13 protein-coding genes are annotated in these 14,115 nt (G+C 70.8%); 2 read left to right on the forward strand and 11 right to left on the reverse strand.

Annotation, left to right across the window (positions count from 1 at the left end; all coding sequences use genetic code 11):
* Positions 1-268: 268 nt before the first annotated feature.
* The 11 genes from ASF35_RS09780 to ASF35_RS09830 all read right to left on the reverse strand — a co-directional run bounded on the left by ASF35_RS09780 (position 269) and on the right by ASF35_RS09830 (position 11,146).
* On the reverse strand, positions 269-1,660 hold the full coding sequence (locus ASF35_RS09780; protein ID WP_156366923.1) for a hypothetical protein: 1,392 nt from the start codon (positions 1,658-1,660) through the stop codon (positions 269-271).
* 5 nt (positions 1,661-1,665) lie between these two features.
* Complete coding sequence (locus tag ASF35_RS09785; RefSeq protein ID WP_156364736.1) at positions 1,666-2,481, reverse strand: hypothetical protein; 816 nt, start codon at positions 2,479-2,481, stop codon at positions 1,666-1,668.
* 53 nt (positions 2,482-2,534) lie between these two features.
* On the reverse strand, positions 2,535-3,188 hold the full coding sequence (locus ASF35_RS09790) for a response regulator transcription factor (protein ID WP_055966545.1): 654 nt from the start codon (positions 3,186-3,188) through the stop codon (positions 2,535-2,537).
* Between the two features lie 76 nt (positions 3,189-3,264).
* Complete coding sequence (locus ASF35_RS09795; protein ID WP_156364737.1) at positions 3,265-4,404, reverse strand: sensor histidine kinase; 1,140 nt, start codon at positions 4,402-4,404, stop codon at positions 3,265-3,267.
* Positions 4,405-4,429: 25 nt separating this feature from the next.
* Positions 4,430-5,323: a type II secretion system F family protein gene (locus tag ASF35_RS09800; RefSeq protein ID WP_055966552.1), complete on the reverse strand. Its 894-nt coding sequence runs from the start codon at positions 5,321-5,323 to the stop codon at positions 4,430-4,432.
* On the reverse strand, positions 5,323-6,243 hold the full coding sequence (locus ASF35_RS09805; protein ID WP_055966555.1) for a type II secretion system F family protein: 921 nt from the start codon (positions 6,241-6,243) through the stop codon (positions 5,323-5,325). The genes ASF35_RS09800 and ASF35_RS09805 overlap by 1 nt, the downstream gene beginning before the upstream one ends.
* A gap of 2 nt (positions 6,244-6,245) precedes the next feature.
* Complete coding sequence (locus ASF35_RS09810; protein ID WP_235492920.1) at positions 6,246-7,589, reverse strand: CpaF family protein; 1,344 nt, start codon at positions 7,587-7,589, stop codon at positions 6,246-6,248.
* The gene (locus ASF35_RS09815; protein WP_055966558.1) at positions 7,586-7,942 is read right to left on the reverse strand and encodes a TadE/TadG family type IV pilus assembly protein; all 357 of its coding nucleotides are present in this window, start codon (positions 7,940-7,942) and stop codon (positions 7,586-7,588) included. Before ASF35_RS09815 ends, ASF35_RS09810 begins: the two co-directional genes overlap by 4 nt.
* On the reverse strand, positions 7,942-9,525 hold the full coding sequence (locus ASF35_RS09820) for an AAA family ATPase (RefSeq protein ID WP_055966561.1): 1,584 nt from the start codon (positions 9,523-9,525) through the stop codon (positions 7,942-7,944). Before ASF35_RS09820 ends, ASF35_RS09815 begins: the two co-directional genes overlap by 1 nt.
* The gene (cpaB, locus tag ASF35_RS09825; protein ID WP_055966565.1) at positions 9,525-10,247 is read right to left on the reverse strand and encodes a Flp pilus assembly protein CpaB; all 723 of its coding nucleotides are present in this window, start codon (positions 10,245-10,247) and stop codon (positions 9,525-9,527) included. Before cpaB ends, ASF35_RS09820 begins: the two co-directional genes overlap by 1 nt.
* Positions 10,244-11,146, reverse strand: coding sequence for a hypothetical protein (locus ASF35_RS09830; protein ID WP_156364738.1), 903 nt, complete (start codon positions 11,144-11,146; stop codon positions 10,244-10,246). The genes cpaB and ASF35_RS09830 overlap by 4 nt, the downstream gene beginning before the upstream one ends.
* A gap of 185 nt (positions 11,147-11,331) precedes the next feature.
* Here ASF35_RS09830 and ASF35_RS09835 point away from each other — a divergent pair, with 185 nt between their 5' ends.
* On the forward strand, positions 11,332-13,203 hold the full coding sequence (locus ASF35_RS09835; RefSeq protein ID WP_055966571.1) for a VWA domain-containing protein: 1,872 nt from the start codon (positions 11,332-11,334) through the stop codon (positions 13,201-13,203).
* An 18-nt stretch (positions 13,204-13,221) separates the two neighbouring features.
* On the forward strand, positions 13,222-14,088 hold the full coding sequence (locus ASF35_RS09840; protein WP_200931753.1) for a DMT family transporter: 867 nt from the start codon (positions 13,222-13,224) through the stop codon (positions 14,086-14,088).
* Positions 14,089-14,115 lie beyond the last annotated feature (27 nt).

Here is a 14,115-nt window from a genome sequence, read left to right on the forward strand (position 1 = left end):
CGACGATGCCGACGTACTCCAGGGTGCCCTGGCCCTTCTCCTCGCGGGGAGCGTGGACGGTGGCGAGGACGGTGCTGTAGAGAGCGAGAGCCTTGGTGTACATGGTGTCTCCTGAGGGATGAGGGGGAGTGGTGGTCGTGGTGTCGGCGGGTGCTGCGTCCTGCTGACACCAGAAACCTATGCCGCCCGACAGACCCGGTTCATGGGCCCGAAGACCCGGACCGGACCCAGATCCGCCCGAACCGTGACCCGGGAGGTGACAGGTGCGTCAGCAGCCGCGGTCGACGAACCCGCTGCCGTCCCAGTAGCTGGAGGACACCATCGTGGAGTTCGTGAGGTCGCCGTTGACGCCCAGGCCACCCTCGGCGCCCGGGATGTCGATGGAGACGTTGGCGCCGTAGGTGTTCGGGTCGACCTCGTACTGGTCGAGGCTGACGGTGCCGGTCTCCATGGCGGACTGCAGGAACTGGGGCGCCTGGTACATGTTGGCGGCCGACAGGTAGATGCCCGCGTCGGTCGCGACGTCACCGGTGAAGGGGACGTAGGCAGTGGCGACGTAGCTGTCCTGGGTGTCGGTCGCAGGCCCGACGTCGCCGGACTGTGCGTTGGCGCCGCCGGTGAGGGTCATGGTGATGCCGAGTGGCGTGCCGTCGGGTCCGAGGTGGATCTCCCGCACGAGAGTGCCGCCGGCCATGGCCTGGGCCTCGCCGCCGAAGGCCGACGCCCACGCGGATCCGTTGGCCTCCACCACCGACGTGAGGACGTAGCCCTCCGGGGTCGTGCGGGCGCCGGCGAAGACGCCCATGTCGAGCTCGGCGCCTGTGCTGTAGACGATTCCGGCGAGCGCCGCGCTCGCGTCGCCTTCCAGTCCGAGCTGCACGTACTGCTCGTCGGGCTCCGGCGGCGGACCGGCCAGCTGGTCGACCGCCCACCGCACGGGGTTGTCGAGGGCCTCCAGCTCTCCGATCACGGGGATGTCCTGGACGAACGGGATGTCGGCCGGGCCCGGGATGCGCGGCGCGACCTGGTCGAGGGCCTGCTCGCCCGCGACGCGCACGAGGAGGTCCTGCAGCTCCTGCTCGCTGCCGGCGTAGTAGGTCTGGCTGGCGAGGCCGGCGAGCGCGATGTCGGCCCCGGCGTAGGCGGTGGAACCCTGCTGCACGCCGTCGACGACCACGTTGCCGTCGACCCCGATGCCGACGCCGTACCCGAGCGAGCCGGCGTCGTGCACCGAGACCCGGTAGGTGCCGTCGGACAGCGTCTCGATGGTCATGCCCTGCTCGCCGGTGGCCGAGACCACGAAGGAGCCGGTCGCCGAGATGGATCCGCTGGTCGAGGAGACGACGCACGGCTCGTCGGGCAGCCGTGACTCGTCCACCGCCGGCTTGCCGTCCGGGCGGGCGTTCTCGTTGCCCCAGGGGGAGTCGGGGTCGGCACCGTCGTCGCCGGGGATCTCGTCGCCCGGGTCCTCGCAGCCGCCTCCGCCCAGGGAGGTGATCTGGCAGACGCGGTAGCCGACCTCGGACCGGAGCGCGGGGCTGGACTGGACGACGACGCCGGTCGTGGCGGCGACGAGGATGGAGGCCAGGACGACGACGCCGACCGTCTCCAGGGAGCCCTGCCCTCGTTCGGACCGCCGGTGCGTCGCGAGCAAGAACATCGGGATCACTCGATGAGGCGGGCGTTCGACCGGTCGATGAGGTCGATCAGCGGGTTGAGGCCGCCGGAGCCGAGGTCGCCGAGGTCGGTCACGTCCTTGAAGATCGTGACGCCGTCGCACTCGAGGGAGAAGCTCGGCTTCGGCTCCTCCTCCTCTTCTTCCTCGTCCTCGTCGTCACCGTCGTCGGCGCGCGCGACCGAGGGGGTCACCTCGTAGGACGAGAGCTCGATGTCGGGCAGGGACTCGGTGAGGTCGCAACCGGGGAGGTCGAGCTTGGCGCGAGCCTCGCTGTAGTTCTGCTCACCGTCGATGGAGCGGCCTCGGACCTTGGCGAAGGTCTCGAAGGAGAGCAGGCCCGACACCGCCGGCCGCGGGATGTAGGTGACCAGGGTGCCGTCGTTGCGCTGGGCGTACTCGATGGCGGCGCTCTGGCCACCTCCGAGGTCGACGCTCTGCACGACCGCGAGGAGACCACCGGCCGGGAAGGCCTGCAGGTTCCTGAGCGCCTCGACGAGGTCCTCCTTGAAGGCCTCGACCCCGGCCAGGGCAGCGGCATCGGCGGCGCTGCGGCTCTTGGCCTTCGCGTCGGAGGCGTTGGTGAGGGGAAGCGCCATCGCGGTGAAGATCGCCAGACCGAGCAGCATCGCCACCACGAGCAGGGACAGCGCGGCCGCACCACGCTCGTCGCGAGCACGGGCCGGACGTCGGCGGGCGTGGTCGAGCACGGTGACTCCTGCAGGGTCGTCAGGACGGAGGGGGGAGCTGTCGGCGCGGGGGCGCAGCGACTCGTCCAGCATAGGTGCGGCGGCGTCGTCGGACATGGGTCCCCGGACCCATCCTGGTCCCACCGGTGCAGGTCCCCTCGACTCCTGGTTCACACCGCGCCGCCCGGTCCGTCCGAGGCGCCGAGCCAGAGGCTGATCGCCTCGGCCCTGGTCGTCACCCCGAGCTTGGGGAAGATGTTGTTGAGGTGGTTCTTCACCGTCTTCTCGGCGAGGAAGCAGGACCGCGCGATCTCGCGGTTCGACAGGCCGCGTGCCACGTGCTCCATGATCTCGGTCTCGCGGCCGGTCAGGTGCCACTGGCTCGTGTCGCGCGGGGGCGGCGCCTGGCCGGCGGCGCTCAGCAGCGCCTCGGTGGCGGCTGGTCCGAGGACGGACGAGCCACGGGAGGCGCTGACCACGGCGGCCACGATCTCGTCGGGCTGGTGGGCGCCGTGGACCAGGTAGCCGCGGGCCCCGGCGGCCATCGCACTGCGGATCACGTCGAGGTCGTCGGCGTACGTGAGCATCACGACGTGGCTCGTCGGTGACATGGCGGCGGCGGCGCCGACGCCGTCGAGGCCCGGCATCCGGACGTCGCACAGCACGACGTCGGGGTCGAGTCGTTCGTTGAGCGTGACGCCCTCGTTGCCGTCGGCCGCCTCGCCCACGACCGCGATGCCGTCCTGGGCCTCCAGGACGTTGCGCAGACCCATCCGCACGACGGCGTTGTCGTCGACGATGAGGACCTTGATGTCGGTGCTCATGGAGCCACCCCCCTTGTAGGAGCACGGTAGGGCAGAGGTGCCCCGGCGTGCTCGGTGTTCACTCGCTGACGGTCGTTCATCCCGGTCCCTTCGCGGCACGTGGCGTGCGCACGGTGACCGTGGTGCCTCGCCCTGGTGCCGTGACGAGGTCGAGGGTGCCGCCGACGTGCTCGGCGCGCTCCCGCATGCCGACGAGGCCGTAGTGGCCGGTCGGCGTGAGGTCGGGGTCGAAGCCACGACCGTCGTCGCGGATGGAGATGACGATCGAGTCCGGATCGCCCGAGCAGGTGATCGCGACGTTCTCGGCCCCCGAGTGACGATGGATGTTCTCGACGGACTCGCCGGCGATCGCCACGAGCTCGCGCTTGACGCTGTGGTCGCAGTCGGCGACGCCACCCACGGTGAGGATGGTCTGCACGCCGCCCTGCGTGAGGCTGTCGGCCATGGTCCGCAGCTGCTGGGCGAGGGTGCGGTCGTCGGTCTCGGTGCGCAGGTCCACGAGGATCGAGCGCGCGTCCTGGGCGGCCGACTCCGCGGCCTGCTGCAGCTGGGTGGCCTTCTCCGTGAGCTGGTCCGGACCCTTGGCGGCCCACGCCGGGAGGGCGGCGGCCGCGAGGGCGATCCCGTGCAGGGCCTTGGCCACCGAGTCGTGCATGTCGCGGGCCAGGCGGGCGCGCTCCCGCTCGATCGCGGCGTCGGCCGACAGGCGGCGCGCGTTCACCTGCTCGCGCTCGGCCGACTGCAGCAGGAAGCGGGTCAGGATGCCCATCGCGCCCAGGGTGGCCGAGCAGATCGGGACGATCAGGATGCCGATGAACTCGGTCTGGGTGTCCTGCTCGATCGCGATCAGCACGATGGAGCTCACCTGGATGGCGAGCACGAGCGTGGCCATGCGCCGGGGGAGCAGGATGCCGATGAGCACCGACGTGGAGAACGTGTAGACCAGCAGAGGACTCTGCGCACCCAGCAGCAGGGCGAGCGCGGTGGCCACGAGGACGTCGAGGACGAGCAGGATCGGGTGCGCCATGACCTTGCGCGTGAGCAGGTCGGTCGCGTACAGGCCTGCGGTGCTGCTGAGGGTGATGAAGCCGATGGCCGTCAGGCCGACGGTGCTGGTCACTGCGTCGCCCGGGGTGATCACCACGATGAGCAGCGACGTCAGGCGGAGGAGGAAGGCGAACTGCACGACCTTGGCGACGAGGTGCGCCTCGGGCACCGACGCACGAGGGCGTCGGGGGCCGTCACCCACCGAGCACACCGCCGAGGTCGACGTCGGCACCCAGGTACATGCCGACCGCGATGATGACGATCGTCGGCGGCACCATCGCCATGGAGACGAGCAGCGTCACCCGCGGAACCGTCTTGGCGGCCTTCTGGCGGGACCGCTGGGCGGCGTCGCGGCGGCTGTCGCGCGCGATGCCGTTGAGCGACTCGGCCAGGGGCGCACCGAGCTCCTCGGCCTGCAGGAAAGCCGACACGAACGACGACATCGACTCGGAGTCGCAGCGGTCGCGCAGGTTGGAGAACGCCTGCCGACGCGGCACGCCGACGTCGAGCTGGTGGAGCGTGAAGGCCATCTCGTCGCGCAGGGGACCGGTGAACCGCGCACTGACCCGGTCGAGCGCCGAGCGGAAGGCGATGCCGGCGCCGACGGTGACCGCGAGGACGTCGAGGAAGTCGGGGAGACCGTCGTCGATCGCCTCTCGACGTTGACGCTGGTGGCGCGACAGCCGTCCGAAGGGGAGCAGCGGGATCGCGAAGAGCGCGATGATCGCCTGGACGAAGCTGCCCAGCATCACGAAGACGAGCGAGACCGCGCCGAGGAACATCGCGTACTTGGTGAGCAGCTGGAGGAACGTGTCGACGGTCATGCCGTCTGGTCGCCCCGCCAGGTCGATGCGACGGCGGATGGAGGCCACGGTGCGAGGTCCGAGCAGCAGGGCCAGCTGGGGCGCGAGCCGTCGGGCGAACCGGTCGAGGGGGCTCACCTGGCGCTTGCGACGGTTGGCGTCGCGCAGCAGGGCGATGTCCGCGACGTCCCACGCCTCGAGGGCGTCGGCGCGCGCCATGCGCCACCCGAGCGCGAAGACGACGAAGCAGCCGGTGATCAGCAGTCCGAACAGCAGCGGCGACATCAGAGATCCACCCTCGTCATCTTGCGGACCGCCCAGATGCAGCCGGAGTACACGGCCACGGCGAAGATGATCGCGCCCTGCCCGAGCGGGTTGGTGATCATCTCGTCGACGGTGCCGGGGTTGATGCCCTCGAGCAGGAAGACGGCGAGCCCGCTCACGCCGAGGACGGCGTAGGCCGTGGCGATCGTCTGGGTGTAGAGCGTCTTGATCTCGCGCCGGACCTCCTTGCGGGTGTCCAGCGTCTCGGCGATGTCGCGCAGGGCGGTCACCAGACCACCACCGGAGCGGGCGCCGACGACGAGCGAGCTCACGAGGATCCCCAGCTCACGGGAGGGCAGGCGGCCCTCCAGGTTCGACAGGGCGGTGTCGAGCGGGACGCCGAGCTGGATCTCGTCGGAGACCGTCTTGAGCTCGGAGTGCGCCGGCTCGGCGAGCTCGTCGGCGGCGAGGGCCACGGCGGTCCGGATGGAGAGCCCGGCCGAGGCGGCGTTGGAGAGGGTGCGGGCCAGCTCGGGCATCTGGGCGATGAAGTCCTCGGTGTGCTTCTCGCGCAGCTTCCGCACGCGTCCGCGCACCAGGAGCGCCCCGACGACCACCCCGACGGGGGCGAGCAGCCAGGACAGCGTGACGCCGAGGGCCACGACGATCGTGGCGCAGAGCGCGGCGATGATGAGCAGCAGGTGCCGAGGCTTGACGTTCCAACCCAGCAGGTTGATGGCCTCCTGCGTCCAGGGCCCGATCCGCGTGCGCAGGATGAGCTTGTCGACCCTCGATCGCCGCGCCAGGGTCATGTCCTCCACGACCCGGGGGTTGACGGCGAGGGCCAGGCTCGCCTGGGCCCGGACGTCCAGCCAGAACTGGTAGAGGGCCCCGATGACGAGGCAGGTGGTCGCGAAGGCGAGCAGGATCGTCAGCGCCATGGTCAGTCCAGGGCGGGTGACGTCGCGCCGTCGGGCACTGCTTCGCCGGCGAGCTGGAGCCGACGCACGAACGCCAGCGGGAGGGGACGGAACACGTGCTCGCCGCGGGAGACCTTGCCGGCCTCGATCGGCTCGGGCACGTACTCGCTCAGGGTGTGGAGCTTGTACGGCTCGCGACCCTTCGACGAGAGCAGGGCGACGCGGGTGATGCGACGGGTGCCGTCGGCGGCGCGGTCCAGCTGGATGATGAGGTCGAGCGCGTTGTTGACCTGCTCCTGGACGGCCTGGAACGGCAGGTCCAGGTCGCTCATGCTGGCGAGCGTCTCGGCGCGGCTCAGGGCCTCGTCCGGGCTGTTGGAGTGGATCGTGGTGAGCGATCCCTCGTGGCCGGTGTTCATGGCCGAGAGCATGTCCATGGTCTCGCCGCCACGGACCTCGCCGACGATGATGCGGTCGGGCCGCATGCGCAGGGCGTTGCGCACCAGGTCGCGGATCGTGACCGAGCCCTTGCCCTCGACGTTGGCGGGGCGCGACTCCAGGCGGATGACGTGGGTCTGCTGGAGGGAGAGCTCGGCGGCGTCCTCGATCGTGACGATGCGCTCCCGCTCGGGGATGAACGACGACAGCGAGTTCAGCAGCGTCGTCTTGCCCGAGCCGGTGCCGCCCGAGACGAGCACGTTGAGCTTGGCTCGCACGCACGCGGCCAGGAGGTCGGCGGTGCGCTCGTCGAGCGTGCCGATGGAGACGAGCTGGTCCATCGAGAACGGCCGCGGGAACTTGCGGATCGTGACCACGGGGCCGTCGAGGGCCAGCGGGGGCAGGATCACGTTGACGCGCTCGCCGGTGCGCAGACGTGCGTCGACCATCGGGCTCGACTCGTCGACACGACGGTTGACCGTGGACACGATGCGGTCGATCGTCTGGAGCAGCTGCTCGTTGCTGACGAAGCGCTCCTTCGCGAGCTCGATCCGACCCAGGCGCTCGATGAAGATCTGGTCGGGGCCGTTGACCATGATCTCGGTGACGGCGTCGTCGGCCAGGAGGGGCTCCAGCACGCCGAGCCCGAGGGCCTCGGCGACGACGCGTCGGATGAGCGAGGTCCGCTCGCGGCTCGAGAGGAGGGGGCCGCGGGAGGCGACGAGGTGCGTCATGACCCGCTCGAGACGGGCGCGTCGCTGCGGCAGGTCGAGCTTGGAGAGCTCGTTGAGGTCGATCTCGTCGAGCAGCTTCTCGCGGAAGTCGGCCACGAGCACGTCGTCGGCCTCGTCCGTCATCGCCGTGATGGTGCGGTCGACGTCCGCGCCGGACGACGCCACGGAGCTGGTGCCGAAGGTCTGACGCTTCACGGCATGACGCTCTCTCGGGTGAAGGAGAGGTCGAAGAAGGGCACGAGGTCGGGCACGTCGAAACGGGCTCGGACACCGTGGCCGGGGCCGAAGGTCTGCACGTCACCGGGGCCGACCTCGAGCCAGCCAGGCAGGGACTCGTTGAGGACCGTCGTGGCGGTGCCGGATCCCTGGGACTCGGCGCGCGCCGCCTGGCGGACGGCCGTCTGGGCCGTGGTGATGGCGTAGAGCGAGAGCGCCACCTGGGCCAGCAGCATGATGACGATGACGACGAGGGGCACGACGCCCACGACCTCGAGGGTCGAGGTGCCGCGCTCCGAGCGTCGCTGGGTGCGGTTGTGATGGCCGAACATCAGTTGTCCTCCCTGACCACGGGTGTCTCGGACGTGAAGACCAGCTTGTTCACGGTGACGCCGGGCAGCAGGAGCGGCATCTTCGAGCGGACCTGCACCGCGCTGCTTCCGTCGAGGAGACGCACCGTCATGTTGTCGCGGAACCATCCCGGGACGTTGTCGAGGGCCTTGTCCTCGATCTGGCTGAGGCTCGCGCCGATGCCGGCCTCACGCGCGGCCTCGTCCGAGGCGTGGCTCGTGTAGGCCGCGGAGATGCCCCAGAGCCCGATCTGCCAGATGAGCAGCATGAGGAAGAGCACGATGAAGATCACGCCGGCGAACTCGACGGTGGCCTGACCGGCCTCGGCGGTGGGCGCCGGCGCGGCGTCCTCGCCCTTGCGCTTGAACAGCGTCCGGCGCTGGGTCGTGGCGGCGGAGGTGGTCGAGGAGGGCACCGTGCCGATGTCGTCGGCGAGGTCCTCGATGCGCTTCCACCACACCTTGGACTGGATCTCCGCCGGGTCCTGGTGGTTGAGGCCGCGCTGGAGGACGGTGAACGCCTCGGGCAGCGTGGTGGACAGCGGGGGCGCGGGCAGCAGACGGGACGCCGCCTCGGGCTGGATGTCGCTGTCCTTGCTCGTGCGGTTGAGGACGATCTTGACCCGGTCGACGTCGCGGGCGCCGACCCGGCTCCACTTCTCGACCGTGCGGTGGACGCCGCGCAGGGCCAGCAGGTCCGGGGTGGTGACCAGCAGGGCCGTGTCGGCGAGCTCGACGGCGGCGGCGCTGGCCGGGTTGACGGCGGCACCGCAGTCGACGACGACGAGGTCGAACTGGCGACGCAGGGCGGCCAGGATCAGCACCGTCTCGCGGTCGCCGACGAGTCCGATGTCCTCGATCTGGGCCGGGCCGAGCACCGTGGCCAGACCCGACGGCTTGCGGTGGACCGCCGAGCCGATGGTCTGCGCCGAGAGGTCGTCGGCGACCTTCGCGAGGTCGGACACGTCGAGCCGGTGCTCGATGCCGAGGAAGTCACCCACGTCGCCGGTGTCGAGGTTGAGGTCGACCAGGCAGACGCTGCGGCCGGGGACCCGGGTGACGGAGTCGTGGGCGAGGTGCACGGCGAGCGTGGTGGTGCCGACGCCGCCCTTGGAGCCGTGGACGGTCACGAGCCGGCCGCGGGAGCCGAGGTCGGAGTCGTTGGAGTCGCTCACGAGGTGCCGGCGCATCTGCTGCACCCACTCGCCCGCCGACGTCAGCCGGCTCTCGAGCTCCTCGTGGGAGACCGGGTAGCGCAGCACGCCGCGTGCTCCGGCGTCCATGGCGGCCGAGAACACCTCGGGCGTGAATTCCTCGCTCAGCAGCAGCAGCGCGGTGCCGGGGCGACGCGCAGCGATCTCGCGGAACACCTGGAGGACCGGGACGGGACCGACCTGCTCGTGGATGAGGACGATCTCGGGGTCGCGCTGGGTGACCAGCTCCTGGAGCCGGACGGTCGACTCGGCCACGTCGACGATCGTGAACCCGTCGAGCTCCTCGACCTGGGCGCGCAGCTCGTACCCGGCCGTCTGGTCGGGTGCCGCGATGAGGACGGTGCGAGCCATCAGTTCTCTCCCTTGGGGATGTCGAGATCGTCGGCGTCGACCTTCTCGCGCTCGTCGGAGCGGTTGCTGGTGTTCGTGCCCGGCGGCAGACCCACCAGTCGCACGACCTGCGCGAAGGAGTCCGCGTACGTCACGGAGAGGGCGGCCGTCGGCTCCAGGGCGAGCGTGACCGGGATGACCTGCTGCTCGGTGAGCTCGTCACGGTCGGTGGTCTGGGTCCGGGTCTCCGCACCCCGCACGGACACGACCCGGACGTTGCGCACGAGCACGCGGGAGGTGCCGGTGCCGGCGTCCTCGCCGAACACGGCGTAGACGTCGACGAAGTCGCCGGCCCGGACGCGACCGGCGACGCCGGTCTTCGCGTCGACGGTGAGGGCGATCTCTCGCTCGTTCTCGTTGAGCGCCGACGTCGGCAGGATCATGTCGTCACCGATGTAGGTGCCCTGGGCGAGGTTGAACGCGACCCGGCGACCGACGACGTCCTCGGGGTTGCGGGTGGCCTGCTCGGAGACCCACTTCTCCGGCACCTCGACGGACTCGAGGTCGTCCTCCTCGATCACGGCGTAGGCGGACAGGTCGTCCGCCGCCCGGTAGACGGTGATCTTCGGCGCGACCTGCGAGTTCACGGAGCCGATGTACTGGATCGCCACGAAGAACAGCGCGACGGCGGCCAGTGCGGCGGCGAGCATGATCAGCACGCCACGGCGTTGACGGGGGTTCACTCACGGTCTCCTTCGGGGGCGGACGATCCGCTCGGGGCCGGGACGGGGGTCTCCGGGTCGAACTCGGGCAGGGGAGTGGGAGCCGGGTCGTTCAGCTCGGGGGCGTCGGTGCTCATCCCGCACACGGGACAGGTCGGTCGCGCGTGGCGCAGACCGCACCCGAGGCAGTCGACGACGTCGACGGGGCGGGAGTCGGAGTGGTAGGCGAGCGGGATCGCGACGAGCTCGACGGCGCGCTCGGTGCCGTGGGCGTCGACCTGGTCGCGGACCGAGCTCATCTCGCTCGTGCTCTGGGGCTGCAGAGCCTGGCGGACCGCGTCCACGACCCAGGTGTCCTGGGTGGCCCTGGAGTGCAGGAGTGCGGTCTCGGGGAGGGGGTCCAGCCCGGAGATCGGCGCCTTGGGGGCCCGCACGATCCTGGGTGTCGGGTGGTGCACGGTCAGGAAGCCCGAGCCAGGGAGCCAGGACATCGCGTGGTGCCACAGCGAGGGGTTGGGGTTGCGGCTCTTGGCCACCGACGGCAGCCAGGTGGCCGACCACGCCTGGGCACGCAGCAGGTCGATGGCGTTCAGCTGCCAGGCCAGACCGTCCTCGGCGTCGTCGATGTCGTCGACCAGCGAGGAGAGCACGCCCACCGCGAGCGGTCCGCCGGGGAGCGGCTCGATGCAGGTCCGCAGCCCCGGGTACCGCACCGAGGCGTAGGAGACGAGGGTCCGCACCTCCTCGTAGTCGGCGACGGCGCAGGTGACGATCGGCAGCTCGCCAGCTCGGTGGACTCCGGCGATGGTCGTCTCGACGGCATCGGGATGACGGATGTCGGCGACGGTCAGGCCGTCGTGCTCACCCGACAGACCCAGGGACGAACCCAGCCGGGTCACCAGCACGACGCGACTTCTCATTGGCTCCCCCACCATGGTCTTGTCGTCCCTCGGGCCACATGGCCTGAAGGACGAACGTACGGTATCCGGATACGTCCCCGTTGCGAAATCCAACGGTGCAGCGGGTCAAGTGTCACGCTTTTCCAAGAAATCGTCACCTGTCTCACAGTGCGGCCGGTCCTGGACCTTGCTCTAGACTCCTGGCCATGCTGCGGGGGATCTCCACGACACTGTCCATCGGTGCGAGCGTCACGCTCGGTGCCACCTTCCTCCTGGGGGTCGCACCCACCGCCTCGGCGGCCGACGACGAGTCGGTGCTCGGCCAGGGCGGAGGCTCGCTGATCCTCGTCCTCGACGGCTCGGGATCCATGAAGGAGGCCGGCGGCAGCGGAAGCACCCGCATGGAGGAGGCCAAGAAGGGCCTCAACGGCGTGATCGACGACCTTCCCGACGACGCGAACGTCGGCCTTCGCGTCTACGGCTCGGAGATCAGCGACGGTCCCGGCTCCTGCGAGGACAGCGAGCTGCTCGTCCCCGTGGAGCCGGTCGACAAGGATGCCCTGCGCGCAGGCGTCGAGAAGCTCAAGCCGCTCGGCAACACCCCGATCGCGTACTCGCTCGAGAAGGCCTACGCCGACCTGCCGAAGGAGGGCCCGCGCAGCATCGTCCTCGTCTCGGACGGCGAGGAGAACTGCCAGGGTGATCCGTGCAAGGTGGCGGCCGACCTCAAGAAGAAGGGCGCCGACTTCTACGTCGACGTCGTGGGCCTGCAGGTCGACGCCAAGTCGCGCGAGCAGCTCACCTGCGTCGCGTCGGCCGGTGGAGGCACCTACTACGACGTGAGGGACCTGTCCGAGCTCCAGGAGACGCTGACGCGCACGTCCATCCGCGCGGCTCGCGGCTACGAGGCGGCCGGCCTCCCGGTCGAGGGTGGCACGTCCCCCGAGGACGCCGCCGAGATCGAGGACGGCCAGTGGCTCGACACGATCGGCGACTCCGGCGTCGAGAACTACGCCCTTCCCGACCCGGGCAAGGGGACGATCCACGTGAGTGCGGCCACCCTGCCGACCAAGGGCTTCTCCGGTGTCTCCCAGGTCGACCTCAAGATCGTGGGCGCCGATGGCCAGGCGTGCGGGCGAGGGGTGCGCGAGGCCTCGCAGGGCGCGGGCAACGGTGGCGCACCCATCGTGGCCGCCTACTCGCTGTCCGCCGCCGACCGGCAGGACTGCAGCGAGGGACCGTACGTCGCGCAGGTGGGCTCGAACAACGACGAGGTCCAGGGGCTGGAGATCCTGCTGCGCACCGAGCCCGGTATCGAGGACCCCGACGCACTGCCGGCCCCGTTCGGCAAGGCGAGCGGATTCTCCGACGCCATCGAGGGTGACGCCCCGAGCGGCAGCCCGGTGTCCGTGATCGGCGGGCCGAACTTCTCGTCGGCGCCCCCGACCGCGCCTGGCACGTACGAGGACTCGGTCCTGGCCGGGGAGACGCTGTTCTACCGCGTCCCCGACGTGGGCTGGGGTCAGTCGGCGGTGTGCGACGCGACGCTCGGTACGTCCACCCAGGCGGCCGACGCCTTCGGACGTGGTGTCGGCGTGAACACCCAGGTGCGGGTGTACGGACCTCTCAAGACCGTCGCGGACGACTTCTCGTCGCAGACCGGTCGCAAGCAGTGGCGCGGCGACGAGGCCGTGGCCCTGCACGCGGCGTCGCCGCCCGTCGTGTACCGCAACCGCGAGTCGACGAGCGAGGCTCCCAAGGCGACGCAGGTCGACGGCGACTTCTACTGCTCGATCACCGTCCTGCCGATGTCCGCCGCCTCGACCGAGGAGATCGGCGAGATCGCGGTGACTCTCACGACGAGCGTCGTGGGTGAGGAGTCGGGCGAGCCGACCTACCTCGAGGACCCGAAGGAGACCGCCAACGACAAGGCGGCCGAGGAGTCGTCCGACGGCGGACCCGCGTGGTGGATCATCGCCGCCGGCGTCGCGGCCCTCGTCGTGGTCGCCCTCGCCCTGCTCGCCGCACTGCGTCGCCGCAGCGGCGCGGGCGACTCCGAGGTCCCTCCTGGCGAGTGACCGGTCACGGGTCCGCCCGTGACCTGGTTCCTCGCGGTCGTCGCCCTGCTGGGCGTCAGCGCCTCCGGACCGCTGATGGCAGCGACGGCTGCACCCGCCCTGGTCATCGCCTTCTGGCGCAACGCCGCGGCGACGGCCGTGCTCGCGCCGTTCGCGGTGCGTCGGCGCGCCGACCTGGCGGGCCTGCGGTGGCGTGACCTGCGCGGGACGGTCTTCGCCGGCCTGATGCTCGCGGTGCACTTCGCCGCCTGGGTGGGTGCGCTCAAGCTCACGACGGTGGCGGCCGCGACGGCGCTGACGTGCACCCAGCTGGTGTGGGTGGTGGCCATCGACCGGCTGCGGGGGGTGCGGCCCGGGCGCCGGGTCGTCGTCGGCTGCACGGTGGCCTCGGTCGGAGTGCTCGTCGTCTCGGGCGTCGACTTCACCGTGTCGTCGCGAGCCCTGCTGGGCGACCTGCTCGCGATCGTGGGCGGACTCGGTGCCGCGCTCTACCTCGTGGCGGGGGAGGGCGCCCGGCGGCGCCTGACCACGACCCACTACACGACGCTCTGCTACGGGGTGTGCGCACTCGTCCTGGCCGTCGGCTGCGTCGCCACCGGCGCCTCCTTCGTCGGCTACGACGCCCGCGTGTGGGTGCTGCTCGCCTCCGTCACCGTGTGCGCCCAGCTGCTGGGGCACTCGGTGCTGAACCACCTGCTCGTCGTCATGAGCCCGACCGTCATCTCCCTGCTCCTGCTGCTCGAGGTCCCCGCGGCGGCGCTCCTCGCCGCAGCCTTCCTCGGGCAGGCGCCTCCGGCCGGGGTGTACCTCGGGCTGGGGCTCGTCGTGGTGGGTCTGGTGGTCGTGGTGCGCTCCCGACGCACCCCCGTCGAACCGGTCGCCTGAGCGGGACGCGCAGCGGCGACGTGCCGT

The sequence above is a fragment of the Aeromicrobium sp. Leaf291 genome, from assembly GCF_001423365.1.
In the GTDB taxonomy this organism is placed as follows: Bacteria; Actinomycetota; Actinomycetes; order Propionibacteriales; family Nocardioidaceae; genus Aeromicrobium.

Excerpts from the sequence above, each read along its gene's own strand:
- ASF35_RS09780 (WP_156366923.1), bottom strand. The coding sequence starts at position 1,660 with ATGTTCTTGCTCGCGACGCACCGGCGGTCCGAACGAGGGCAGGGCTCC.
- ASF35_RS09785 (WP_156364736.1), bottom strand. The coding sequence starts at position 2,481 with ATGTCCGACGACGCCGCCGCACCTATGCTGGACGAGTCGCTGCGCCCC.
- ASF35_RS09790 (WP_055966545.1), bottom strand. The coding sequence starts at position 3,188 with ATGAGCACCGACATCAAGGTCCTCATCGTCGACGACAACGCCGTCGTG.
- ASF35_RS09800 (WP_055966552.1), bottom strand. The coding sequence starts at position 5,323 with ATGTCGCCGCTGCTGTTCGGACTGCTGATCACCGGCTGCTTCGTCGTC.
- ASF35_RS09805 (WP_055966555.1), bottom strand. The coding sequence starts at position 6,243 with ATGGCGCTGACGATCCTGCTCGCCTTCGCGACCACCTGCCTCGTCATC.
- ASF35_RS09815 (WP_055966558.1), bottom strand. The coding sequence starts at position 7,942 with ATGTTCGGCCATCACAACCGCACCCAGCGACGCTCGGAGCGCGGCACC.
- ASF35_RS09820 (WP_055966561.1), bottom strand. The coding sequence starts at position 9,525 with ATGGCTCGCACCGTCCTCATCGCGGCACCCGACCAGACGGCCGGGTAC.
- ASF35_RS09830 (WP_156364738.1), bottom strand. The coding sequence starts at position 11,146 with ATGAGAAGTCGCGTCGTGCTGGTGACCCGGCTGGGTTCGTCCCTGGGT.
- ASF35_RS09835 (WP_055966571.1), top strand. The coding sequence starts at position 11,332 with ATGCTGCGGGGGATCTCCACGACACTGTCCATCGGTGCGAGCGTCACG.